The organism is Spirillospora sp. NPDC000708, from assembly GCF_040299565.1.
GTDB lineage: Bacteria > Actinomycetota > Actinomycetes > Streptosporangiales > Streptosporangiaceae > Spirillospora.
This window is the reverse complement of the sequence record NZ_JBEPCJ010000076.1, coordinates 21,320-41,629: the sequence shown is the minus strand read 5'-3', so window position 1 is coordinate 41,629 and position 20,310 is coordinate 21,320. Positions and strand designations below refer to the sequence as shown.

At 74.2% G+C, this 20,310-nt stretch carries 20 protein-coding genes, 1 other RNA gene and 1 pseudogene; 9 read left to right on the top strand and 13 right to left on the bottom strand.

Going from position 1 to position 20,310, the window contains the following annotated elements; all coding sequences use genetic code 11:
* Positions 1-29: 29 nt before the first annotated feature.
* Entirely contained in the window at positions 30-314 is a 285-nt protein-coding gene (locus ABT299_RS38570; RefSeq protein WP_500201038.1) for a hypothetical protein, read from the bottom strand.
* A gap of 256 nt (positions 315-570) precedes the next feature.
* Between ABT299_RS38570 and ABT299_RS38565 the strand changes: the two genes are divergently transcribed.
* On the top strand, positions 571-1,536 hold the full coding sequence (locus tag ABT299_RS38565; RefSeq protein WP_500253749.1) for an alpha/beta hydrolase: 966 nt from the start codon (positions 571-573) through the stop codon (positions 1,534-1,536).
* Here ABT299_RS38565 and ABT299_RS38560 read toward each other — a convergent pair.
* From ABT299_RS38560 to ABT299_RS38530, 7 genes are read right to left on the bottom strand one after another with little or no spacing between them, the layout of a single operon-like run.
* A complete protein-coding gene (locus ABT299_RS38560) occupies positions 1,508-2,215 on the bottom strand; it encodes a putative N-acetylmannosamine-6-phosphate 2-epimerase (RefSeq protein ID WP_500253748.1) in 708 nt (235 codons plus the stop codon). The genes ABT299_RS38565 and ABT299_RS38560 overlap by 29 nt on opposite strands.
* Positions 2,212-3,117, bottom strand: a complete 906-nt coding sequence (locus tag ABT299_RS38555) for an ROK family protein (protein ID WP_500253747.1) — start codon at positions 3,115-3,117, stop codon at positions 2,212-2,214. The genes ABT299_RS38560 and ABT299_RS38555 overlap by 4 nt, the downstream gene beginning before the upstream one ends.
* On the bottom strand, positions 3,114-4,064 hold the full coding sequence (locus tag ABT299_RS38550) for a dihydrodipicolinate synthase family protein (protein WP_190859935.1): 951 nt from the start codon (positions 4,062-4,064) through the stop codon (positions 3,114-3,116). Before ABT299_RS38550 ends, ABT299_RS38555 begins: the two co-directional genes overlap by 4 nt.
* The gene (locus ABT299_RS38545; RefSeq protein ID WP_500253746.1) at positions 4,061-5,077 is read right to left on the bottom strand and encodes an oligopeptide/dipeptide ABC transporter ATP-binding protein; all 1,017 of its coding nucleotides are present in this window, start codon (positions 5,075-5,077) and stop codon (positions 4,061-4,063) included. The genes ABT299_RS38550 and ABT299_RS38545 overlap by 4 nt, the downstream gene beginning before the upstream one ends.
* The gene (locus tag ABT299_RS38540) at positions 5,074-7,041 is read right to left on the bottom strand and encodes a dipeptide/oligopeptide/nickel ABC transporter permease/ATP-binding protein (protein WP_500253745.1); all 1,968 of its coding nucleotides are present in this window, start codon (positions 7,039-7,041) and stop codon (positions 5,074-5,076) included. Before ABT299_RS38540 ends, ABT299_RS38545 begins: the two co-directional genes overlap by 4 nt.
* Positions 7,038-7,997 carry an ABC transporter permease gene (locus tag ABT299_RS38535; RefSeq protein ID WP_190859929.1) on the bottom strand — a complete coding sequence of 320 codons (960 nt, stop codon included), beginning with the start codon at positions 7,995-7,997 and terminating at the stop codon, positions 7,038-7,040. The genes ABT299_RS38540 and ABT299_RS38535 overlap by 4 nt, the downstream gene beginning before the upstream one ends.
* Positions 7,998-8,030: 33 nt before the next feature.
* Entirely contained in the window at positions 8,031-9,626 is a 1,596-nt protein-coding gene (locus ABT299_RS38530) for an ABC transporter substrate-binding protein (protein ID WP_500253744.1), read from the bottom strand.
* 166 nt (positions 9,627-9,792) lie between these two features.
* Here ABT299_RS38530 and ABT299_RS38525 point away from each other — a divergent pair, with 166 nt between their 5' ends.
* The 3 genes from ABT299_RS38525 to ABT299_RS38515 all read left to right on the top strand — a co-directional run bounded on the left by ABT299_RS38525 (position 9,793) and on the right by ABT299_RS38515 (position 13,272).
* The gene (locus tag ABT299_RS38525; RefSeq protein WP_190859924.1) at positions 9,793-10,530 is read left to right on the top strand and encodes a FadR/GntR family transcriptional regulator; all 738 of its coding nucleotides are present in this window, start codon (positions 9,793-9,795) and stop codon (positions 10,528-10,530) included.
* Positions 10,531-10,653: 123 nt separating this feature from the next.
* A complete protein-coding gene (locus tag ABT299_RS38520) occupies positions 10,654-12,360 on the top strand; it encodes a sialidase family protein (RefSeq protein WP_500253743.1) in 1,707 nt (568 codons plus the stop codon).
* 432 nt (positions 12,361-12,792) lie between these two features.
* Positions 12,793-13,272: a hypothetical protein gene (locus ABT299_RS38515; RefSeq protein ID WP_387028533.1), complete on the top strand. Its 480-nt coding sequence runs from the start codon at positions 12,793-12,795 to the stop codon at positions 13,270-13,272.
* Between the two features lie 95 nt (positions 13,273-13,367).
* Here ABT299_RS38515 and ABT299_RS38510 read toward each other — a convergent pair whose 3' ends face one another.
* A complete protein-coding gene (locus ABT299_RS38510; protein ID WP_387028531.1) occupies positions 13,368-13,700 on the bottom strand; it encodes a cupin domain-containing protein in 333 nt (110 codons plus the stop codon).
* A gap of 70 nt (positions 13,701-13,770) precedes the next feature.
* Between ABT299_RS38510 and ABT299_RS38505 the strand changes: the two genes are divergently transcribed.
* Complete coding sequence (locus ABT299_RS38505) at positions 13,771-14,730, top strand: GlxA family transcriptional regulator (RefSeq protein WP_500253742.1); 960 nt, start codon at positions 13,771-13,773, stop codon at positions 14,728-14,730.
* Between the two features lie 75 nt (positions 14,731-14,805).
* Positions 14,806-15,270, top strand: a pseudogene (locus ABT299_RS38500) (polysaccharide deacetylase family protein); the annotation flags it as partial.
* A gap of 62 nt (positions 15,271-15,332) precedes the next feature.
* Here the strand turns inward: ABT299_RS38500 and rnpB are convergent.
* From rnpB to ABT299_RS38480, 4 genes are all read right to left on the bottom strand, one after another.
* An RNA gene (gene rnpB, locus ABT299_RS38495) (RNase P RNA component class A) lies at positions 15,333-15,715 on the bottom strand.
* Positions 15,716-15,745: 30 nt separating this feature from the next.
* Positions 15,746-16,837: a bifunctional RNase H/acid phosphatase gene (locus tag ABT299_RS38490; protein WP_500253741.1), complete on the bottom strand. Its 1,092-nt coding sequence runs from the start codon at positions 16,835-16,837 to the stop codon at positions 15,746-15,748.
* Positions 16,834-17,577, bottom strand: coding sequence for a CT398-like coiled coil hairpin domain-containing protein (locus tag ABT299_RS38485; RefSeq protein ID WP_190859914.1), 744 nt, complete (start codon positions 17,575-17,577; stop codon positions 16,834-16,836). Before ABT299_RS38485 ends, ABT299_RS38490 begins: the two co-directional genes overlap by 4 nt.
* On the bottom strand, positions 17,574-18,395 hold the full coding sequence (locus ABT299_RS38480) for a Nif3-like dinuclear metal center hexameric protein (protein WP_500253740.1): 822 nt from the start codon (positions 18,393-18,395) through the stop codon (positions 17,574-17,576). The genes ABT299_RS38485 and ABT299_RS38480 overlap by 4 nt, the downstream gene beginning before the upstream one ends.
* A 110-nt stretch (positions 18,396-18,505) precedes the next feature.
* Here ABT299_RS38480 and ABT299_RS38475 point away from each other — a divergent pair, with 110 nt between their 5' ends.
* The 3 genes from ABT299_RS38475 to ABT299_RS38465 are packed head-to-tail and all read left to right on the top strand — an operon-like array spanning position 18,506 to position 19,949.
* Positions 18,506-19,090 carry a pyridoxamine 5'-phosphate oxidase family protein gene (locus tag ABT299_RS38475; RefSeq protein WP_190859904.1) on the top strand — a complete coding sequence of 195 codons (585 nt, stop codon included), beginning with the start codon at positions 18,506-18,508 and terminating at the stop codon, positions 19,088-19,090.
* 45 nt (positions 19,091-19,135) lie between these two features.
* Positions 19,136-19,498 carry a DUF6191 domain-containing protein gene (locus tag ABT299_RS38470; protein WP_387028521.1) on the top strand — a complete coding sequence of 121 codons (363 nt, stop codon included), beginning with the start codon at positions 19,136-19,138 and terminating at the stop codon, positions 19,496-19,498.
* Between the two features lie 52 nt (positions 19,499-19,550).
* A complete protein-coding gene (locus ABT299_RS38465) occupies positions 19,551-19,949 on the top strand; it encodes a hypothetical protein (protein WP_347256826.1) in 399 nt (132 codons plus the stop codon).
* Positions 19,950-20,310: the final 361 nt, after the last annotated feature.

The following is a 20,310-nucleotide window of genomic DNA, read 5'->3' as shown; positions in this document are numbered from 1 at the left end:
GCGCCCCGGAGACCCCTCGCCCCGCCGTCTTACCGTCCGACCAGCTCGCCGCGCATCCGGCCGTCGTCCTCCGGCCGGTCGGCCCCGATCACGGGGCCGGTGTTCCGCGGGGAGCCGCGGTGGTACAGGGCGCCCTCCTGCCGGGGGTCGCGGACGTACACTCCGGTCACCCGCCGTGCGGCCCGCGCGCCGAGGCCCGCCGGAGGCGTGAAAAGCGTGTCGCTGCGGCTGGCCCGCGCGAACACCGCGAGGTAGACCAGGGACCCCAGCGCCCCGGCGAGCACGAGGGCCACGAACACGATGATGATGAACATCAGCGCTCCTCTCCCCGGGGCGGCCACCGCGCCCCGAGCCTCCGCCGACCCGGCGATCAGCTCTACCCATGACGTTAGGCGCGCTCTTTCAGGTCGTTTGTGTCGTGTGACCCGAAGCCGCCGAGATTCACGCCACTCGGCTCCGGTGCGAGGTTCACTGCACCTCTCAACCCGGTAAGTCCGGGACATGGCCCCTGGACGGTCGGCAGGTGCAATGTAGGATGTCCTACGTCCTATGCAAGGAGGTTCCGGTTCCGTGAGCACCGGTTTCGATCCCGACATCGCCGAGTGGCTGCGGCGCCGCGCCGAGGACCCGACCGCCGCCGACGCGTCCGTCGAGGGCGCGCGGCGCCACTCGCTGGCCGTGAACGAGCGGTCGCTCGCGCTGCTGCCCGACCCGCCCGTCCCGTTCGCCGAGCACGCCACCGTCCTGGAGACCGCCTCCGGGCCGGTGCCCGCGCTGGTCGTCGAGCCCGGCCCCCGGCCCGCCGAGGCCGCCGTCGCGTTCTTCCACGGCGGCGGGTGGATCGCCGGCGACCTGCGCACGCACCGGCAGCACATGCGGCGCCTCGCGGTCGGGACCGGCGCCGCGGTGATCGGCGTGGACTACCGCCTCGCGCCCGAGCACCCGTTCCCGGCCGCGTTCGACGACTGCCTCGCCGCGACGCTGCACCTCGCCGCGGCCCGGACCGGGCCGCTCGCCGTGGCGGGCGACAGCGCGGGCGGGCAGCTCGCCGCGTCCGTCGCGCTCGCCTGCCGCGACCGGGGCGTCGAGCTGGCCGGGCAGCTGCTGGTCGTCCCGGTCACCGACGCGACCGGCGGGTACGCCGACCCTGACGTGAACGCCCTCTATCCGTCCCGGGCCGAACGCGCCGACGGCCACGGGCTGACGCTGGCCGGGATGCGGTGGTTCACCGAGCTGTACCGCCCGCCGGGCCGCGGCGACGACTGGCGGGTGTCGCCGCTGCGCGCCGCCGACCTCGCGGGCGCCGCGCCCGCCGCGATCCACACGGCCGGCTTCGATCCGCTGCGGGACGAGGGCGGCGCCTACGCGGCCGCGCTGGCCGCCGCCGGCGTCCCGGTCGTCCACCGCGAATGGCCGACCCTGAACCACGGCTTCTTCGGCCTGGGCGGCGTGTCCGCCACCGCCGACCGGGCCGCGCGCCAGGCCGCCGCCGACCTGAGCGCCCTCCTCACGCCCGCTCGTCGCGCCGCGGGGTGAGGGCGGCGGCGAAGCGGGCGGTGATCCAGCGGGGGTCGGTGATCGCGGTGCCGGCCACCACGCAGGTGGCGCCCGCCTCGATCGCGGCCGCCGCCGACGCGGGCGCGTGGTAGCGGCCCTCCGCGACGATCAGCGCGCCGGGGAGCTCGTCGCGCAGCGCCCGGACCAGGTCCAGGTCGGGGCCGTCCGGCGGCGGGCCGGGGACGGTGTAGCCGGCGAGGGTCGTGGCCACCATGTCGGCGCCCGCCTCGGCGGCGGCGACGCCCTCGTCCAGGGTCGCCACGTCCGCCATGAACAGCGCGCCCTCCCCCTGGACCGCCTTGATCGTCTCGGTGAGCGGGCGGCCGTCCGGGCGCGGCCGGAACGTGGCGTCGGCCGCGACGACGTGCGCGCCCGCCCGGACGACGGCGCGGGCGGCCTCGACGGTCGGCGTGATGAACACGCCGCCGGTGCCGTCCTTGGTCAGGCCGATGACGGGGACGTCCACGGCGGCGGCGATGGCGGCGACGTCGGGCGTCCCGCCGACCCCGCCGCAGCGGATCGCGGCGGCGCCGCCTCCGGCCGCCGCCTCCGCCATCCGGACGAGCGCGGCGGTGTCGCGCAGCGGATGCCCGTCCGGGGCCTGGCAGGACACGATGAGCCGCCCGGCGACGGCGGCGGCGAAGGTCTCGGCGTTCAACGGGCGCTCCTGTTCACGGGGGTGCCGGTGGGCGGGGTTCCGGCGGGCAGGGATCCGGCGGGCAGGGATCCGGCGAGCAGGCTTCCGGCCAGCAGTGCCGCCCCGACCAGCGGCGCGTCCGTGCCGAGCCGGGCGGGGACGATCGGGGTCGCGCGCAGCGGCGGGAGCGCCTCGTCCCGGAACGCGGCGGCGACGGCGTCCAGGTAGGGCGCGCCGATCTGCGCCACGCCGCCGCCGATCACGACGGCGTCGGGGTCCAGGACGGCGAGGAGCCCGGCGAGCGCGCGGCCGAGCAGGGCCCCGGCGCGGGGCGCGTCGCCGGTCGCGGCGATGGCGGGGCCGGACGCCGCCGCCTCCAGGTGGTCGCGGCGCCCGCAGCCGCACGGCACCGGCCCCCGTTCGGGGACGAGCAGGTGTGCCAGCTCCCCGGCGGTGCCGTGCGCCCCGTGGTCGAGGTCCCCGCCGGTGGTCAGCGCGCCGCCGACGCCGGTCCCGACCGAGACGTGCAGGACGCGGTGGTGCCCGGCCCCGGCCCCCGCCTGGGCCTCGCCGTAGGCCATGGCCCGGACGTCGTTGACCGCGGTGACCGGCAGGCCGGTGAGGGCGGTGAGGGTCTCGCGGACGGGCGTCCCGGCCCATCCGGGCAGGACGTCCGTCGCGGAGACGACGCGTCCGGTGTCGGGGTCGATCACGCCGGGCGCGCCGACCCCGAGCCCGCGGACGTCGCTCCCGGCGAGGCCGAGGCCGTCCAGCAGCTCGGCGGCCGCCGCGAGCACGGCGTCCCCTCCCCCGGCCGGTGTCGGGACGCGACCGCGCCGCAGGACCGTTCCGCTCCGGTCCACCAGCGCCGCGGCGATCTTCGTGCCGCCGATGTCGAGCGCGGCGAGCGTCCCGCCGCTCACAGCAGCCCGGCGGCGGCCAGCGTGCGGCGGACGTGCCCGGTCTCGGCCGCGTCCAGCTGGATCTGCGGCGGCGCGGTGACCGGGCAGTCGATGACGCCGCGCAGGTGCAGGGCGGCCTTGAACGAGCCGAGCGCCGACGAGCCGCGCCCCATCCGGGCGGCGGCGCCCGCGTTGACGATGTCGAACAGCCGCAGCAGCCGCTCCTGCTCGGCCCGCGCCTCGTCCCAGCGGCCCTCCCGGCACAGCCGGTACAGCCGGACGTAGCCGTCCGGGTCGACGTTGCCGAGGCCCGGGACGACGCCGTGCGCGCCCATCGCGAGCGCCGAGTCGACGGTCAGCTCGGACCCGGTCAGCACGCTGAACCCGCCGGTCCCCGCGTCGCGGAGCGCGACGAGCAGGCCGCGCAGCCCGCCCTCGTCGCCGCTGGAGTCCTTCACCCCGGCGAGGACGCCCTCGTCCGCGAGCCGCAGCAGCATCGCCGCGTCCAGCTTGGAGTGCACCGAGACCGGCAGGTCGTAGGCGTAGACGGGGACCGGGACGGCGGCGGCGACGCGGCGCAGGTGCGTCTCGATCTCCGCCGGATGGGTGCGGGTGTAGAACGGCGCGGTCGCGACGACGCCGTCGCAGCCGAGCTCAGCGGCGGCGCGGGCGTGCTCGATGACCCGCAGCGTGGTCATGTCGATCGCGCCGGCGAGCACCGGGACCTGCCCGGCGACGTGCTTGACCACCGTCTCCAGCACCGTGCGGCGGTGCGCGTCGGGCAGGAACGCGACCTCGCTGGTGGAGCCGAGCACGAACAGCCCGTCCACGCCGGCGCCGACGAGGTGGTCGACGAGCCGTTCGAGGGACGCGGCGTCGACGTCCAGGCCGGGGGTCAGCGGCGTGCAGACCGGGGGGACGACGCCGGTGAGCGGCGGGGCGGCGGGTCCGGCGGGAGCGGCGGTCACGGGATCTCCTGGGAAACGGGGGAAAGGGCGAGGTCGGACGGGTCGGTGACGGGATGCAGGCAGCGGTACGCGTGCCCGGCGTCGCCGGCCTCGGCGAACGCGGGCATCGCCTCGGCGCACTCCTCGGTGGCGCGCCAGCAGCGGGTCCGGAACGGGCAGCCGCTCGGCGGGTGGACGGCGGACGGGACGGGCCCGTCCAGCCGGATCGGCTCCATCGGGTCGAGGAGGCTCGGGGTGGCCGACAGCAGCGCCCGCGTGTACGGGTGCCGGGTGTCGCCGCGGGCCACGGCGGCGGCCGGGGCGTCCTCGACGATGCGGCCGAGGTACATGGTGACGACCCGGTCGGACATGCGCCGGACGGTCTGGATGTCGTGCGAGACGAACACCATCGACAGGCCGAGGCGGTCCTTGAGGTCGAGCATGAGGTTGAGGATCTGCGCGCGGACGGACACGTCGAGCGCGGACGTCGGCTCGTCGGCGACGAGCAGCGACGGCTCCAGCGCGAGCGCGCGGGCGATCGCGACGCGCTGCCGCTGCCCCCCCGACAGCTGCCCGGGGAGGGCGGCGGCGAGCTGCGGCGGCAGCCCGACCAGCGACATCAGCTCGCGGACGCGGGCGTCGCGTTCGGCGGGCGTGCCGCGCCGGTGCACGTCGAGCGGGTCGCGGAGGATCGCCCGGACGGGCAGCCGCCGGTTCAGCGCGGTCGCCGGGTCCTGGAAGACCATCCCGACGGCCGCGCCGAGCCGCGCGGACCGGTCGCGGGACCGCAGCGCGCCGAGGTCGTCGCCCTCGAACAGCACCGTGCCCTCGGTGGGCCGGGTCAGGCCGACGAGCACCTTCGCGAGCGTGGACTTGCCGCAGCCGGACTCGCCGACGATCCCGACGGTCTCGCCGCGTCCGATGGCGAGGTCGGCGCCGGTGAGCGCGTGCACGGCGGCGCGGCGCAGCGGGTTGCCGCCGCGCACCGGCAGCCGGACGTGCACGCCGCGCAGTTCCATGACGGGTGTGGTCATCGCTGTTCTCCCGCCTTGGCGGTGGCGGGCGCGCCGGCCGCCGCGCCGATCGGATGGTGGCAGGCGAACGCGTGCCGGTGCGGCTCGCCGGACGCCTCGGGACGGGTCGTCGCGCACAGTCCGGTGGCGGCGGCGCACCGGTCGGCGAACCGGCAGCCCGCCGGGAAGTGCGCGGGCGACGGGACGACACCGGGGATCTGCACGGGCCGCGCGTCCGCCGCCTCCAGCGACACGACGGCGCCGAGCAGGCCGCGCGCGTAGTGGTGCCGGGACGAGGCGACGACGTCGGAGGTGACGCCGGCCTCGGCGACCTGCCCGCCATACATCACCACGACGCGGTCGGTGACGTCGGCGACGAGCGCGAGGTCGTGCGAGACGAGGATCAGCGCGAACCCGAGCTCGGCGCGCAGCCGCAGCAGCAGCCGCATGACGGCGGCCTGGACGGTGACGTCGAGCGCGGTGGTCGGCTCGTCGGCGACGACGAGCCTCGGGTCGCGGGACAGCGCCATCGCGATCAGCACCCGCTGCCGCTGCCCGCCGGACAGCTCGTGCGGGTAGGAGCGCAGCGTCCGGTCCGGGTCGAGGCCGACGAGGTCGAGCAGCTCGGCGGGAGTGCGGGTGCCGCCGCGCCGGGTGAGCTGGCGGAGCTGGGCGCGGATCGTCATCGCCGGGTTCAGCGAGGACAGCGCGTCCTGGTAGACCATCGCCATGTCGTGGCCGAGCAGCGCGCGGCGCTCCCGCGCGGGCAGGGCGCGCAGGTCGCGGCCGTCGAACAGCAGCCGGCCGCCGATCCGGGCCCCGCGCGGCTCCAGCCCCATGATCGCCAGGCTGGTGAGGCTCTTGCCGCAGCCGCTCTCGCCGACCAGGCCGACGACCTCGCCCGGCCGCACGTCGAGGGACACCCGGTCGACCACGTCCACGTCGCCGTAGCGGTCGGGGAACCCGATGGCGAGGTCCTCGACGCGCAGCAGCGGTTCGCCGTCCGGGAGGGGGCGGGCGCGGTCGGCGAGGCGGCGTCCGGCCTCGCGCAGGTCGCCTTCCAGCCGCGCGGCGGGCGGCGCCGGGGCCGCGGCCGTCCGGGCGACGGTTCCGGCCGCGGCCCCGACGCCGGGCTCAGCGTCGGTGCGGGTGTCGGGGCGGGCGGCGGGCGCGGCCCACGCGTCCGACACGCCCTCGGACAGGACGTTCAGCACCAGCACCGTGACCAGGATGAACAGGCCGGGGAAGAACGTCGCCCACCAGCCGCCGGCCAGCACCAGCGTCTTGCCGTAGGCGATGACGCTGCCCCATGACGGGTCCGGGTCCTGGACGCCGGCGCCGACGAACGACAGGCTCGCCTCGAACACGATCGCGTTGGCGACGACGATCGTGACGAACACCAGGATCGGCGCGGCGCAGTTGATCAGGACGTGCCGCCACAGGATGTGGCCGCGGCGGGCGCCGATGACGCGTTCGGCGGCCACGTAGTCCTCGCCGTACTGCGACAGCACGTTGCCGCGCACGACCCGCGCGACCTGCGGGACGTACAGGAACGCGATGGTGCCGATCAGCACCGGCAGGCTCTTGCCGAACACGGTGACCAGGACGGCCGCGAGCGCGACCGCCGGGAACGCCATGACGACGTCGAGGCAGCGCATCACGGCCTCGTCCACGGCGCGGTGCGCGGTGGCGGCGACCGAGCCGAGCACGGCGCCCGCGGCCAGCGCGAGGAACGCGGCGCCGAGGCCGATGGCCAGCGACCAGCGCGCCCCGTACAGCACGCGGGCGAACACGTCGCGGCCGACGCGGTCGGTGCCGAACCAGTGGCCGCCGGACGGCGCCTGCCCCGCGACGCCCGTGGTCAGCGGGTCGTGCCGGGCGATCAGCGGCGCGGCGAGCGCCGCGATGACGATCACCAGCAGCACGCCGAGCGCGATCCGGGAGGCGGGCCGCAGCCGCCGCCATCCCCGTATCAGGACGGTCATCGCGTCGCTCCCTTCAGCCGGGGGTTCGCGAACAGGTAGAGCACGTCCACGAGCAGGTTGACGACCAGGAACGTCAGCGCGATGCACAGCACGACGCCCTGCACGAGGGCGGGGTCGCCGGCGGTGACGCCCTGCATGATGAGGGTGCCGAGGCCGGGCAGCCCGAAGATCGCCTCGACCACGACGGCGCCGCTGAGCAGGTAGCCGATCTGCAGTCCGAGCACGGTCAGCGGGGTGATCAGCGCGTTGCGCAGCACGTTGCGGCCGACCACGACGGTGCGCGGCAGCCCGCCGCCGATCGCGGTGCGCACGTAGTCGCGGTCGAGCTCCTCGACCATCGCGGTGCGCACCACCCGGGCCAGCAGCGACCCGACCGGGAACCCGACGGCGATCGCGGGCAGCGCGAGGCTGCGCAGCCAGCCGCCCACCGAGTCGCCGGGGTTGACGTACCCGCCGGTCGGGAACCAGCCGAGCCGCAGCGCGAACCACTGGATCAGCAGGATGCCGAGCCAGAACGACGGCATCGCGACGCCGGCCATGGACAGCACCCGGATGGCCTGGTCGGGCCAGCGGTCCCGGAACAGCGCCGCGGTGACGCCGAGGACCACCGCGAACACCACGCCGACCAGCACCGCCAGCAGCGTCAGCTGGAGCGTGAGCGGGAACGCGGTCCCGATCGCGTCGGTGACGGGCCGGCTCGGCGGCGCGGTCAGCCCGAGGTCGCCGTGCAGCAGGTCGCCGAGGAACCGGACGTAGCGGACCGGCAGCGGGTCGGTGAGCCCGTGCGCGGCCGCGTACGCGTGCCGCGCCTCGGGCGTGGCGCCCTCGCCGAGCGCGTTGAAGGCGGGGTCGTTCGGGGAGAAGCGCAGCACGACGAAGACGAACAGCGTGATCCCGAGCACCATCGGCACGAGGGTCAGCAGCCGTCCGAGCGCCATGCGCAGGATCGTTGCCATCCGGGTGGCGTCCCTTCTTCGGGTCCGGGACGGTCAGGCGCGGCCGACGTTCAGGAACGACAGCCCGGTGGTCGCCATCGGCCGGAAGCCCGGCAGCGCCTTGCCCTTCCACCCGGTCTCGAGCTTGCGGTGGAAGATCGGGTACAGCGCGGCCTGCTCGGCGACGACGTCGATGGCCTGGCTCCACAGCGTCTTGCGCGCCGCCGGGTCGGCCTCGCGGGCGGCCCGGTCGAGCAGGTCGACGACCTTCTTGGCCTCGGGGGTTCCGGCGTTGTAGCTGCGGTGCTCGGGCCAGGTGCCGACGTAGAACCAGCGCATCAGCAGGTCGGCGTCGTTGCCGAACACCGACGGGTCGCCGGGCGCGGCCATGACCTGGTACTTGCCGGTGTCGACGCGGTTGGCGTACTGGCCGCCGGACTGGCCGACGTTGAGCGTGGTGGCGACGCCGACGGCGTCCCAGCTCTGCTTGATCAGCGGCGCGCAGTCCTTGACGAAGTCGGTGTCGGTGGTGATCAGCTCGACCTTCAGCCCGCTGACCCCGGCCTCCCGCAACAGCTGCTTCGCCTTGTCCGGGTCGTAGCCGTAGACGGTGGCGGCCTTGACGTAGTCGGGGTGCCCGGCGGGCAGGAAGCTGGTCGCGGCGGCGGCGTTGCCCAGCAGCGCCGTCTTGATCAGCTTGTCGGTGTCGAGCGCGTAGTGCAGCGCCTGCCGCACCCGCACGTCGTCGAACGGCTCGACCTTGCAGTTGAACATCAGGAACAGCAGGCCGAAGCTCTGCACCGCCTCGACGCTCGCGGCCTTGCGCAGCTCGTCCGCGTTCAGGTACGGGACGGCCTCGATCGCCTGGACGCGTCCGGACTGCAGCGCGGTGACCCGGGCGGACGGGTCCGCGAGCAGCAGCCAGGTCATCTTGGCGACCTTCGCGGGCCGGGGCCCGTTGTAGGCGTCGAACTTGGCGAACGACAGCCCGGCAGTGGCGCTCGCGGCGGTGAGCCTGAACGGCCCGGAGCCGACCGGCAGCGCGTCGAACTTCTTCTGGTCCGCCTGGACGATCTTCTTCGGCACGATCCGGACCACGGCGAGCCGCTCGGAGAACAGCGCGAACGCGTACTTGAGCCTGAACTCGACGGTGGTGTCGTCGACCTTCCTCACCTTGTCGAGGAACGGCAGGAACTGCACGAACAGCGACGCGTTCTTCGGGTCGAGCACCCGCTCGAAGCTGAACACGACGTCGTCGGCGGTGACCTTCGAGCCGTCGTGGAAGGTGGCGCCGTCGCGGATCGCGACCCGGTAGGTGGTGTCGTCCACCTTCTCCGGAGCCGCCTTGGCCAGCGCGTTGTAGGGCTGCCGGGTCACCGGGTCGAGGTCGACCAGCGACTCCAGCACGTGGAAGTCGGCGGCCACGGCGACGGCGCTGGAGGACGTCATCGGGTCGAAGCCGCCGGAGAGGGCGTAGGCGAGCGCGGCCTGGATCGTGTCCTTGGAGCCGCCGGATCCGCCGGAGCCGGTGGAGGACGGGCCGCCGCACGCGGACACGCCGGCGGTGATCGCGGCGGCCGCGCCGAGGAGCCCGGTGTAGCGCAGGAAGTCGCGGCGGTGCAGGCCGCGGCCCGGCTGGAGATCGGTCACGTCGTCTCCTGGAAGGAAGGGGTGGGGCGGTCGCAGGGTAGGCGACCGCAGGTGGGAGGGGAGGTAGGACATCCAACGTCGTTCGTCGGTGTACCGTAGGCTCCGGCACCGGCCAGGTCAAGTGGCGGGTCCCGGAACCAACCGACGCGATGGGGAGCGTGAGCCGATGACCGCAGCTCGGACGCGGGGACGTGCGACGCGCGGCCGCAGCAGCCGCACCGAGGAGGTGCAGCAGGCGATCAAGCAGCTGATCCTGGAGCGCGGGCTGGCCTCGGGCGACCCGATGCCCACCGAGTTCGAGCTGGTCGAGGAGCTGGACGTCAGCCGCAACTCGCTGCGCGAGGCGCTCAAGGCGCTGCAGGCCGTCGGGATCGTGGAGATCCGGCACGGCTTCGGGATGTACGTCGGCAGCATGTCGCTCGGCGCGCTGGTCGACGAGCTGACCTTCCACGCCCGCATGTCCAAGCGGCAGGGCCGCGACGACCTCGCGCACCTGGTGGACGTCCGCGAGGTCCTCGAACGCGGCCTCGTCGAGCAGGTCATCGACCGCGGCCTGGCGTCCGACACCGCCGAGCTGGACGAGATCATGCGCCGGATGGACGCCGAGGCCGCGGCCGGCCAGGTGACCCCGGAGACCGACCGGCTCTTCCACGAGCTGCTGTACCGGCCGCTCGCCAACCCGATCGTGAACCAGCTGCTCGGCGCGTTCTGGGACGTCTACCGGACGCTCCAGCACGACCTCGCGCCCGTCCAGCAGGAGGCGGCCGACGTGGCGCAGCGGCACCGCGACATCTACGAGGCGCTCGTCTCCGGCGACCGCGCGGCGGCGGCCACCGCCATGGCGGCGCACTTCCGCGGCATCCGCGAGCGCCTGGACACGGCACGCGACGACTCCGCCTCCTGACGCGGAGCCGCTCGACGCCGGGGCTTCCGACGCCGGAGCCCGCATATGGGCGCTCGGGAGTCGGGGCTTGACGGCCCCGGCGTCCGCGCCTACGTTCCTTCGCGACAGGACATCCTACGTCCCATGTCCAACGAAGGTGAGGCCATGCCCCGCTTCCACCCCGCCGCCGTCGCCGCGATGACCGCCCTCGCCGCGACCGCATTCCCCGCCGCCGCTCACGCCGACACCGGCCAGTCCGCGGTCGTCACGACCGACTGCACGTCCGGCCGCATCCAGGAGACCGTCGTCAACCGGACGGGCTCCGCGACCACGTTCACGCTGACCTGGCCAGGCGCCGGCACCTGGACCGCGGACGTCGCCGCCGGCGACAGCTCGCACTTCTTCTTCACAAAGCCGTCCGGCACCGCCTACACGTTCCGCACCACCACGCCGCAAGGCCTCGACCAGACCGACACCGGCACCCTCGACTGCTCCAACGCGCTCAGCGCGCGCGCCGCCATGGACTGCGGGGACCCGCACCGCCTGCGCCTCATCCTCGGCAACCGCTCTCCCGCCGCCCGGACCTTCACGGTCACCTGGCCGGGCCGTACCGGCTCCCCGTGGTCGGTCGACGTTCCGGCGTCGTCCGGCGACAACGGCCTCTACTGGACGGTCCCGGACGGCACGCCCTACACGTTCCAGGTCTCGTCGGGCGGCTGGAGCCGCACCGTCTCCGGCACGTCCGGCTGCGGGCTCGGCTCCGGCAAGCCGGGGATGAACGCCCAGACCGTCCTGACCACGTCCACGGTCATCTCCGGGCTCGGCAAGGCGGCGAAGTCCGTGCGCATCCCCGCCCTCGCCGTGGCGAACGACGGCACGGTGGTCGCCGCCATGGACGCGCGCGTCGACGGCAGTTCGGACCTGGGCGGCGGGACGAACAACATCCAGGTGGCGATGGTCCGCAGCACCGACGGCGGCGCGACCTTCTCCACCCCGGCGATCATCGCGCACGCGCCCACCACGTCCGAGGGCTACGGCGACCCGAGCCTGCTCGTCGACCGCACCACCGGAAAGATCTTCTGCTTCTTCACCTACTCCCCCAAGCCCGGCGTCGGCTACTCCGGCTCCACCGCCGGCGACACCTCCGCGACCGCCACGACCAACACCCACATCCGCTACGTCACCTCGACCGACGGCGGCGCGACCTGGAGCGCGGCGACCGACCTCAACCCGCGGGTCCGCAAGACCACCTACGCCGGGATGTTCGCCTCGTCCGGGCACGGGATCCAGCTCGCCTCCGGACGGCTCGTCCAGCCGATCGTCTACCACGACGCGTCGGGCGACCACGCGTCGAACATCTACTCCGACGACCACGGCGCGACCTGGCACAACGGCACCACCGCCGGGGCCGGCGTCAACGAGAGCAAGATCATCCAGCGGTCGACGGGCCGCGTCGCGCAGAACATGCGCTCCAACGCGGGCGGCAACCGGTGGTACGCGACCGCCGCCGACGTCACCGCCGCCTACGGCACCGCCTGGAACAGCGGCCTGATCGACCCCGGCTGCAACGGCGACGAGATCTCCTACGCGCTCCCCTCGTCCGGCGCCCCGCCCCTGACCGGCACCGCCCTGCACAGCAACAACGCCGCGACCGGCCGCACCGACCTCACCATCCGGCTGAGCGGGGACGACGGCTCCAGCTGGCCGCAGGAGGCGCTCCTCAAGCCGGGCGCCGCGGGCTACTCCACGATGGCCGTCCTGGCCGACGGCTCGGTCGGCGACCTCTACGAGATCGGCGACACCGGCGGCATCGTCTTCACCCGCTTCACCCTGCCCTGGCTGGCCCCCTGACCACGCCGTTCGACCTCCGCCGGAACCGCCGTTGACCAGGACTTTCGGCAACACCCGCGCGGTTTCGGCGGAGGCGCGCCGGGGAGCCCGGCATTTATGAACAAAACCACCATTTCGACTGCCACCGGCGCCGTTCTGCTGACCGCCGGCGCCCTGCTCCCGGTCACCGCCGCGAACGCGACCACGGCCCCGAGCCCGGGCGGATCGCCACCGACGAGCCCGACCGGGGCCCCGACAGGCGGCCCGGGGACCGAGACGCCGACAGGCAGCCCGGGGACCGAGAGCCCCGCGAGCCCCGGCACGGAAAGCCCGACGAGTCCGACCGGAAGCCCCACAAGCCCGACCGGGAGCCCCACAAGCCCGACCGGGAGCCCCACGAGCCCCGGCACCGGCACCCCGGGCGGCGGCGCCGCGCAGCCGAAGGCCACCACCGTGACGGTCACCGAGAAGGACAACTCGCTGAAGCTGTCCAAGAGCACCTTCACGGCGGGTCCCTACGTCTTCACCGTGAAGAACGAGGGCAGCAGGGAGCACGCCCTGGCCATCTCCGGCCCGGGCCTCACCACGCCGAAGCAGACCCCGGGCATCTCGCCCGGCACCCAGGCCAAGCTGCACGTCTCGCTGCAGCCCGGGACGTACCAGCTCTGGTCGCCGAGCGACAACGACCGCGCCATGGGCCTGCAGACCAAGATCACCGTCTCGGGCACCGGCGGCGTCGTCCCGCCCGCGAGCCCCACCCCGACCGGCAGCCCGACCGAAAGCCCCACGGGCAGCCCGACGGAGAGCCCCACGGGCAGTCCCACCGAGAGCCCGACCGAGAGCCCGACGGGCAGCCCGACCGAGAGCCCGACGGAGAGCCCGACCGGCGCTCCGACGGGCAGCCCGACCGGTCCCGGCACTCCCGGCGGCTGAGCCCGCCCAGTGTTCTCGCGGCGTGCCGCCCTCGTCCGACGACGCATGGGGGCGGCACGCCGCGGCCCGACGCCCGTCCGTCCGCGCGGGCGCCTTCAACCTTCCGGGTAGAAGAGGAAGAGAGTGCAGCCCGTGGTCGTCTGCGGGACATGCGAGGAGCCTGCCGGGGCGTGGATGAACGAGCCGGCGGGATAGTCCCGGTCGCCGTCGTTGAAGACGCCCGACACCACGAAGACCTCCTCGGGACCCGGCTCGTGGACGTCCACGCCCTCCCAGCCCGTGTCCGGGTCCATCTCCAGCACGAAGGCCTTCGCTCCGGCGTCCCCGCTCCACAGCGGCCGCAGCCGGATCCCCGGGAACAGCTCGCGGACCGGGGCGTCCTGAACGGACGACCACACATAGCCGACCGTGCTCTGCTCTGTCGTCATGGCCCCAGCCTGGCGAACGCGCCCCGCCCCGCCGAGTGTCTGGAAAGACATCGTGCGGTACTTTCGCGCCATGCACCGTGTGACCGCGCTCGTCCGCCCGCCGCAGTCGGCCTTCGAGCTCGGCTGCGCGGCCCAGGTGTTCGGGGTCGAGCGGGCGGGCCTCCCGGCCAGGTACGAGTTCGGCGTGTGCACCGAACACCCCGGCCCCGTCGCGACGCTCGCCGGATACGACATGGTCGTCACCGACGGCCTGGACGCCCTCGACCGGGCGGGGACGGTGATCGTCCCGGGCTGGCTGCCCACTTCGGAGCCGCCCTCCCCCGCCGTCGTCGAGGCCCTGCGCCGCGCGCACGCCCGCGGCGCCCGCGTCGTCAGCATCTGCTCGGGCGCCTTCGCGCTGGCGCACGCCGGCCTCCTGGACGGCCGCCAGGCCACCACCCACTGGGCGCAGGCCGCCGAGTTCGCCGAGCGCTTCCCGGACGTCGAACTCGACCCGGACGTCCTCTACGTGGACCACGGCGACGTCGCCACCAGCGCCGGCGCGGGCGCGGGCTTCGACCTGTGCATGCACCTGCTCCGCGCCGACCAGGGCGCCCGGTACGCCGCCCACGTCGCGCGGACCATGGTCATGCCGCCCCACCGGGAGGGCGGCCAGCTGCAGTACTCGGCGCCGCCCCATCCCGCCCACATCGACGGCACGCTCGCACCGCTGCTGGAGTGGGTCACCGCGCGTCTCGGCGAACCCGTGTCGATCGAGGACATGGCCGCGCACGCGGGCGTCTCCACCCGTACCCTCACCCGCCGGTTCGCCGACCAGCTCGGCACCAGCCCGGGCCAGTGGCTGCTCGCCCAGCGGATCGCCGCGGCCCAGGACCTGCTGGAGTCGTCCGACCTCCCGCTGGACGCCATCGCGCGCCGCGTCGGCCTCTCGTCGGCCACCAACCTCCGCCGCCGCTTCATCAACGCCCTCGCCACGACCCCGGGCGCCTACCGCCGCTCCTTCCGCGACCCCACGGCGCCGCCGGGCTGATCGACCCGGCAGGCGCGCCGGTCGCTTTGCCTTCCGGAGGTCTTCGCTTCACCTCGCCCGGGCGATGAGTCGATCATGCAAGGACGGCACCGCCCCCTTGGGGCACCGCGACCCGGCCGACCCCTGGTGCTTCTCAGCGCGGCGCTGCTCGCGTGGGCGCCCGGCTCGCCGCCCGCGAACGCGCAGACGCGGACCTGGGTGTCGCTCACCTTCGACGACGGCCTCCAGGACCAGTACGACAACGTCCGCGCCCTGCTGGACCGCCACGGGATGAAGGCGACCTTCTTCGTCAGCACCGGCCTTCTGGGCCGGCCCGGCCGCATGACCCGGAGCGAGGTCATGGACCTCGCCGCCTCCGGCCACGAGATCGGCGGCCACACCCTCGACCACCTCGATCTCACGGACCTGCCCGGCGGCGAGCGGCACCGGCAGGTCTGCGACGACCGCACCGCCCTCCGGCGGATGGGCCTGCCCGCCCGCGCCTTCGCCTACCCCTTCGGCGCCGTGGACGACGACGCCGCGCGGACCGTCCGTGACTGCGGCTACCGCAGCGCCCGCGGAACCGGGACCGCGACGGTCACCGAGGTGGCAGAAAGAAAAGGCGGACGAGTCGGCCTGTAAGCCGGGTTCTGTGCCCGCCCCGGAGGGCGGGTGACGGCCATCCATCTCGGACCGCCGTTGCCGGCGGCCTCCAGCGGTCTACCCGCAGGCTCGGGCGGGCCGCCCTCAGGCACCTGCGCGGGGCCGAAGCCCCTTCTTGACCTTGCTCCGGGTGGGGTTTACCGAGCCGCCCACGTCACCGTGGGCGCTGGTGAGCTCTTACCTCACCGTTTCACCCTTACCACCGGCGGACCGGTGGCGGTCTGTTTTCTGTGGCACTGTCCCGCGGGTCACCCCGGGTCGGCGTTACCGACCACCCTGCCCTGTGGAGCCCGGACTTTCCTCGACGGGGATCGCTCCCCGACGCGGCCGTCCGGCCGGCTCGTCCGCCGTACACAGAACTGTAGCGGGTCGGTCAGTGTTCCAGGTGATGCGCGTCGTTGAAGGACCGCAGGCTCGCCGGGCCGTCGGCGTACCAGTCGATCGCGGTCAGGGACGCGACGTCCAGGTGCATCCGGTACAGCGACTTCATCGGGGCGCCGAGGGCGTCCTTGACCAGCAGTTTGATCGGCGTGACGTGCGAGACGACCAGGACCGTCTGCTGCCGGTTGCGGACCTTCAGCTTGTCCAGGGCGGTGCGGACGCGGCGGGAGACCTGCGCGAAGCTCTCGCCGCCGGGCGGCGCGGCCTCCGGGTCGGCGAGCCACGCCTTCATCTCGGCGGGCCAGCCCTTGCCGGCCTCGGCGAACGTAAGGCCCTCCCAGTCGCCGAAGGCGGTCTCGCGGAAGCCGTCCTCGACCCGGACGTCCAGGCCGGTGACGGCGGCGACCTCGGCGGCGGTGTCGCGGCACCGCGACAGGGGCGAGGTGACGATCGCGTCGAGCCCGCGGTCCTTGAGGGCGAGGGCGGCGGCGCGGGCCTGGGTCAGGCCGATGGTGGTGAGCGGGACGTCGTTCGTCCCGGCGAAGCGCTTCTCGGCGGACAGGGGCGTCTCGCCGTGGCGGAGCAGGATCGTCCGCGTGGGGGTGGACGAGACCGGCGGCGGGCCCGGCGCCTCCTCCCGCGGGGGCTCCTCGATCGTGCGGGACCACCGCTCGCCGCGGGCCGCCGCGTCCATCGCCTCGTTCGCGAGCCGGTCGGCGTGCGCGTTGCGGTTGCGCGGGATCCACCCGTAGGAGACGGAGCCGAGGCCCTCGGCGACCTCCCGGGCGCGCAGCGCGAGGGGGATCATGTCCGGATGCTTGATCTTCCAGCGGCCGGACATCTGCTCCACGACGAGCTTGGAGTCCATCCGCACCTCGACCCGCGCGGACGGGTCGATGCCCGCCGCGGCCGTCAGCCCGGCGATCAGCCCCCGGTACTCCGCGACGTTGTTGGTGGCCATGCCGATCGACTCGGCGACCTCCGCCAGCACCTCGCCGGTCAGCGCGTCGCGGACGAGGGCGCCGTACCCGGCCGGGCCCGGGTTGCCCCGGGACCCGCCGTCCGCCTCGACGATCAGCTTCACAGGCCCGACTCGGGGGTGCGGACGAGGATGCGCCGGCACTCCTCGCAGCGGACGACCTCGTCCTCGGCGGCGGCCCGGATCCGGTTCAGGTCGACGGTGTTGAGCGCCAGGTGGCAGCCCTGGCAGGCGCCGCGGAACAGCTTCGCCGCGCCGACGCCGCCGAACTGGCCGCGCAGCTTCTCGTAGAGGCCGAGCAGGTCGTCGGGGACGTCCTTGGCGACGGCGGTGCGGGCGGCGCCGGTCGTGCCGCTCTCCTCGTCGATCTCCTTCAGCGCGGCGTCGCGGCGCGAGACGACCGCGGCGAGCTCCTCCTGCGCCGCCGTCTGGTCGGCGCGCAGCGCGGCGACGCGGCCGTCGGCCTCCTCGATCCGCTCCATGATCTCCAGCACGACCTCCTCCAGGTCGGACTGGCGGCGGTGCAGCGACTCGATCTCGGCCTGCAGGCCGCTGAGGTCCCTGGCGGAGGTGACCTGCCCGGAGTCGAGCCGCTTCTGGTCCCGCTCGGCGCGGCTGCGGACCTGGTCGACGTCCTGCTCGGCCTTCTTCTGCTCCCGCGCCAGGTCGCCGGCGTCGGTCTCGGCCGCGACGATCGCGTCGCGCAGCTCGGTGAGCCGGCCCTCCAGCCGTTCGATCTCGGCCAGCTCGGGCAGCGTCCGGCGGCGGTGCGCGAGGCGGTCCAGCGAGCTGTCCAGGTCCTGCAGGTCGATCAGGCGAAGCTGGGCTTGCGGTGCGGCTTTCACTGTTCTCCTTCTTCGTGAAGGCTCCACGCGTCGGTGACGAGCGTGGACACCCGGGTCTCCAACTTGCCCGCTTCGGGTGCGGCGGCGGCCAGGCGCCGCGCGGCGTCGGCCAGCCAGGGGTGCTCGGTCGCCCAGTGCGCCGCGTCGACCAGCGCCGGGCCGCCGTGCTCGGCGAACTCCGACGCGGGATGGTGCCGCAGGTCGGCGGTGAGGTAGACGTCGACGCCCGCCGCGCGGACGGTGTCGAGGAGGGAGTCGCCGGCGCCGCCGCAGACCGCGACGGTGCGGACGGCGCGGTCCGGGTCGCCCGCGGCCCGCAGCCCCCACGCCGTGGACGGCAGCCCGGCCGCGGCCCGCCGGGTGAACTCCCGCAGGGTGACCGGCTCGTCCAGCTCCCCGATCCGGCCGAGGCCGCGGCGCGGGTCGTCGGCGGCCGGGACGATCGGGCGCAGCTCCCCGGTGAGCCCGACGGCCCGCGCCAGCGCGTCCGAGACCCCCGGATCGGCGACGTCGGCGTTGGTGTGCGCGGTGTGCAGCGCGACCCCGTTGATGATCATCCGGTGGATCAGCCGGCCCTTCGGCGTCGTCGCGGCCACCGAGTGCACCCCGCGCAGCAGCAGCGGATGGTGCGCGACCACCAGGTCGGCGCCCCACTCCAGCGCCTCGTCGATCACCGCGGCGACCGGGTCGACCGCCAGCAGCACCCGCCCGACCTCCTGGTCGGGGTCGCCGCAGACCAGGCCCACGGCGTCCCAGGACTCCGCCCACGACGGCGGGTAGAGCTCGTCGAGAGCCGCGATGACATGGGATAGGCGCACGTCCCGCAGGCTACCGCGCCGAGCCGCTCCCAACGAGCCACCGAGCGTCACCGGAGGGCTCCGCGGTCTGAAACGATGGGCCGGGGAACGTCCGCAGAAGGGAGAGCGCCATGTCGGCTTCCGGGTTCGCCTCGGCACCGGAGCCCGCGTCCGGATTCGCCCTGGCGTCGGAGCCCCGCCCCGGGTACGTCCCGGGGCCGGACCCCGCCGCCGACCGTCCGCACATGCCCGGTTACGGGATCAGGGGGCCCGCCGAGGGGAGCGGCCTGCTCCCGTGGTCGTGGGCCGTCGAGCGGCTGCGCGCCGCCCGCAACTTCTGGCTGTGCACCGTCCGCCCGGACGGCCGCCCGCACGCGATGCCGGTGTGGGGCGCCTGGTCCGGGGAGGCGCTGATGTTCAGCAGCAGCGTCCCGTCCCGCAAGATGGTCAACCTGCGGGCGAACCCGCAGGTCGTGGTGGCCACGGAGGAGGCCGAGAACCCGGTCGTCCTGGAGGGCCGCGCGGAGGTCGTCACCGAGCCGCGGGACCTGCAGCGCTTCATCGACCTGGTCAACTCCAAGTACGCGACCCGCTATCGTGTCGATTTCCTGGACCCGGAGGTGAACGCGACCGTCGCGGTGCGGCCACAGAAGGCGTTCGGGCTGCGTCAGGGAGATTTCACCGGTTCTCCCACCCGGTGGACGTTCGGAGGCTGAACGCCCGCCGGGATCAATCTGGAGGCTCGTCGCGTTGGAGTCTGTGTGAAGTCACCGTTTCGCCGCCGCAAGCGCGTCAAGGGGCGCCCGATGGGCAACCGCCCCGAGCAGGCCGATCACGAGCCCGTGGACTGGCCCACGGAGGGCACCGGCCGGTCGACGCTGATGGGCGCCATCCGCGGCGACGGCGAGACCGGCGCCGGCTTCGGCGGCGGCATGTTCGAGGACCTCGCCTCGGCGTTCGAGGGCTCCAAGAAGGTCAAGCAGGAGGAGCAGCAGCGGCAGAAGGTGCTGCGCCAGGACGACCACGAGCAGGCCGGCGACGGCTCCGCCCGCGACGACCTGGACTCCGGCAAGATCCGGATCCGCCGCAACGGCCCGATCACCCCGCCGCCCGCCACCGAGTGACATGTCCGGTTTGGGTCGAACATAGGTTCGAATTCCGGGTTATCGTGGACCCGTGAGCACCTACGTCCCGCCCGGCTGGCCCTCGCAGGTGCACCCACCGGGCACCGACCGCTTCGAGGACACGGCGATGAGCTGGCTGCTGGAGCTCGTCCCGCCCGAGTACCGGCGCTACGGCGTGCTGCGCCGGTACCCGATCGCGCTCGCCCGGATGGCCCGGCACCACGTCAACGCGTCCGTCGAGGCCGCCCGCGAGGGGTTCCGCTCCGCCCGCGTCGACCTCGCGGCCCTCGTCCCGCCGCACGGCGTCGAGGCCGTCCTCGAGGCGTACCGCCGCGAGGGCGCCCGCCTCGTCTCGCTCCTCCAGGCCATCGAGCTGGTCGAGACCGCCCTGCGCGCCCAGGCCGAGCCCGACGACCCCGCCCACCGCCGCCCCTTCACCCCCAAACTCTGACCCGCCACACCCTTCTCTCGGCGCCAGGCAGCGGGCCCTTGGTGGAGTGCTCACAACTCTCCGCACCCAAATCCACCATTCCCGCAGATCAACCACAAAGCACACTCGCGCGCAACATCGAAAAGCGCGGAGTGCCAATGACCGTCTATGCGCCGTCCTTACGCGCCACTACACTCTCCTGACAACTCTCGTTCCCCCCAACCACGAGACGAGTCAATGCCCCCATCCTCCAACTCCAGGCTCCGGCAAGGATGCCCTCGATCGCCGGTGGATCCCTTGTGACCGGCTGCTCGGGCGGCGCTGCCGAAGACGTCGGTTTGATCAAGAAACAGATCTCGCATGTCCATTCATGACGCGAGCA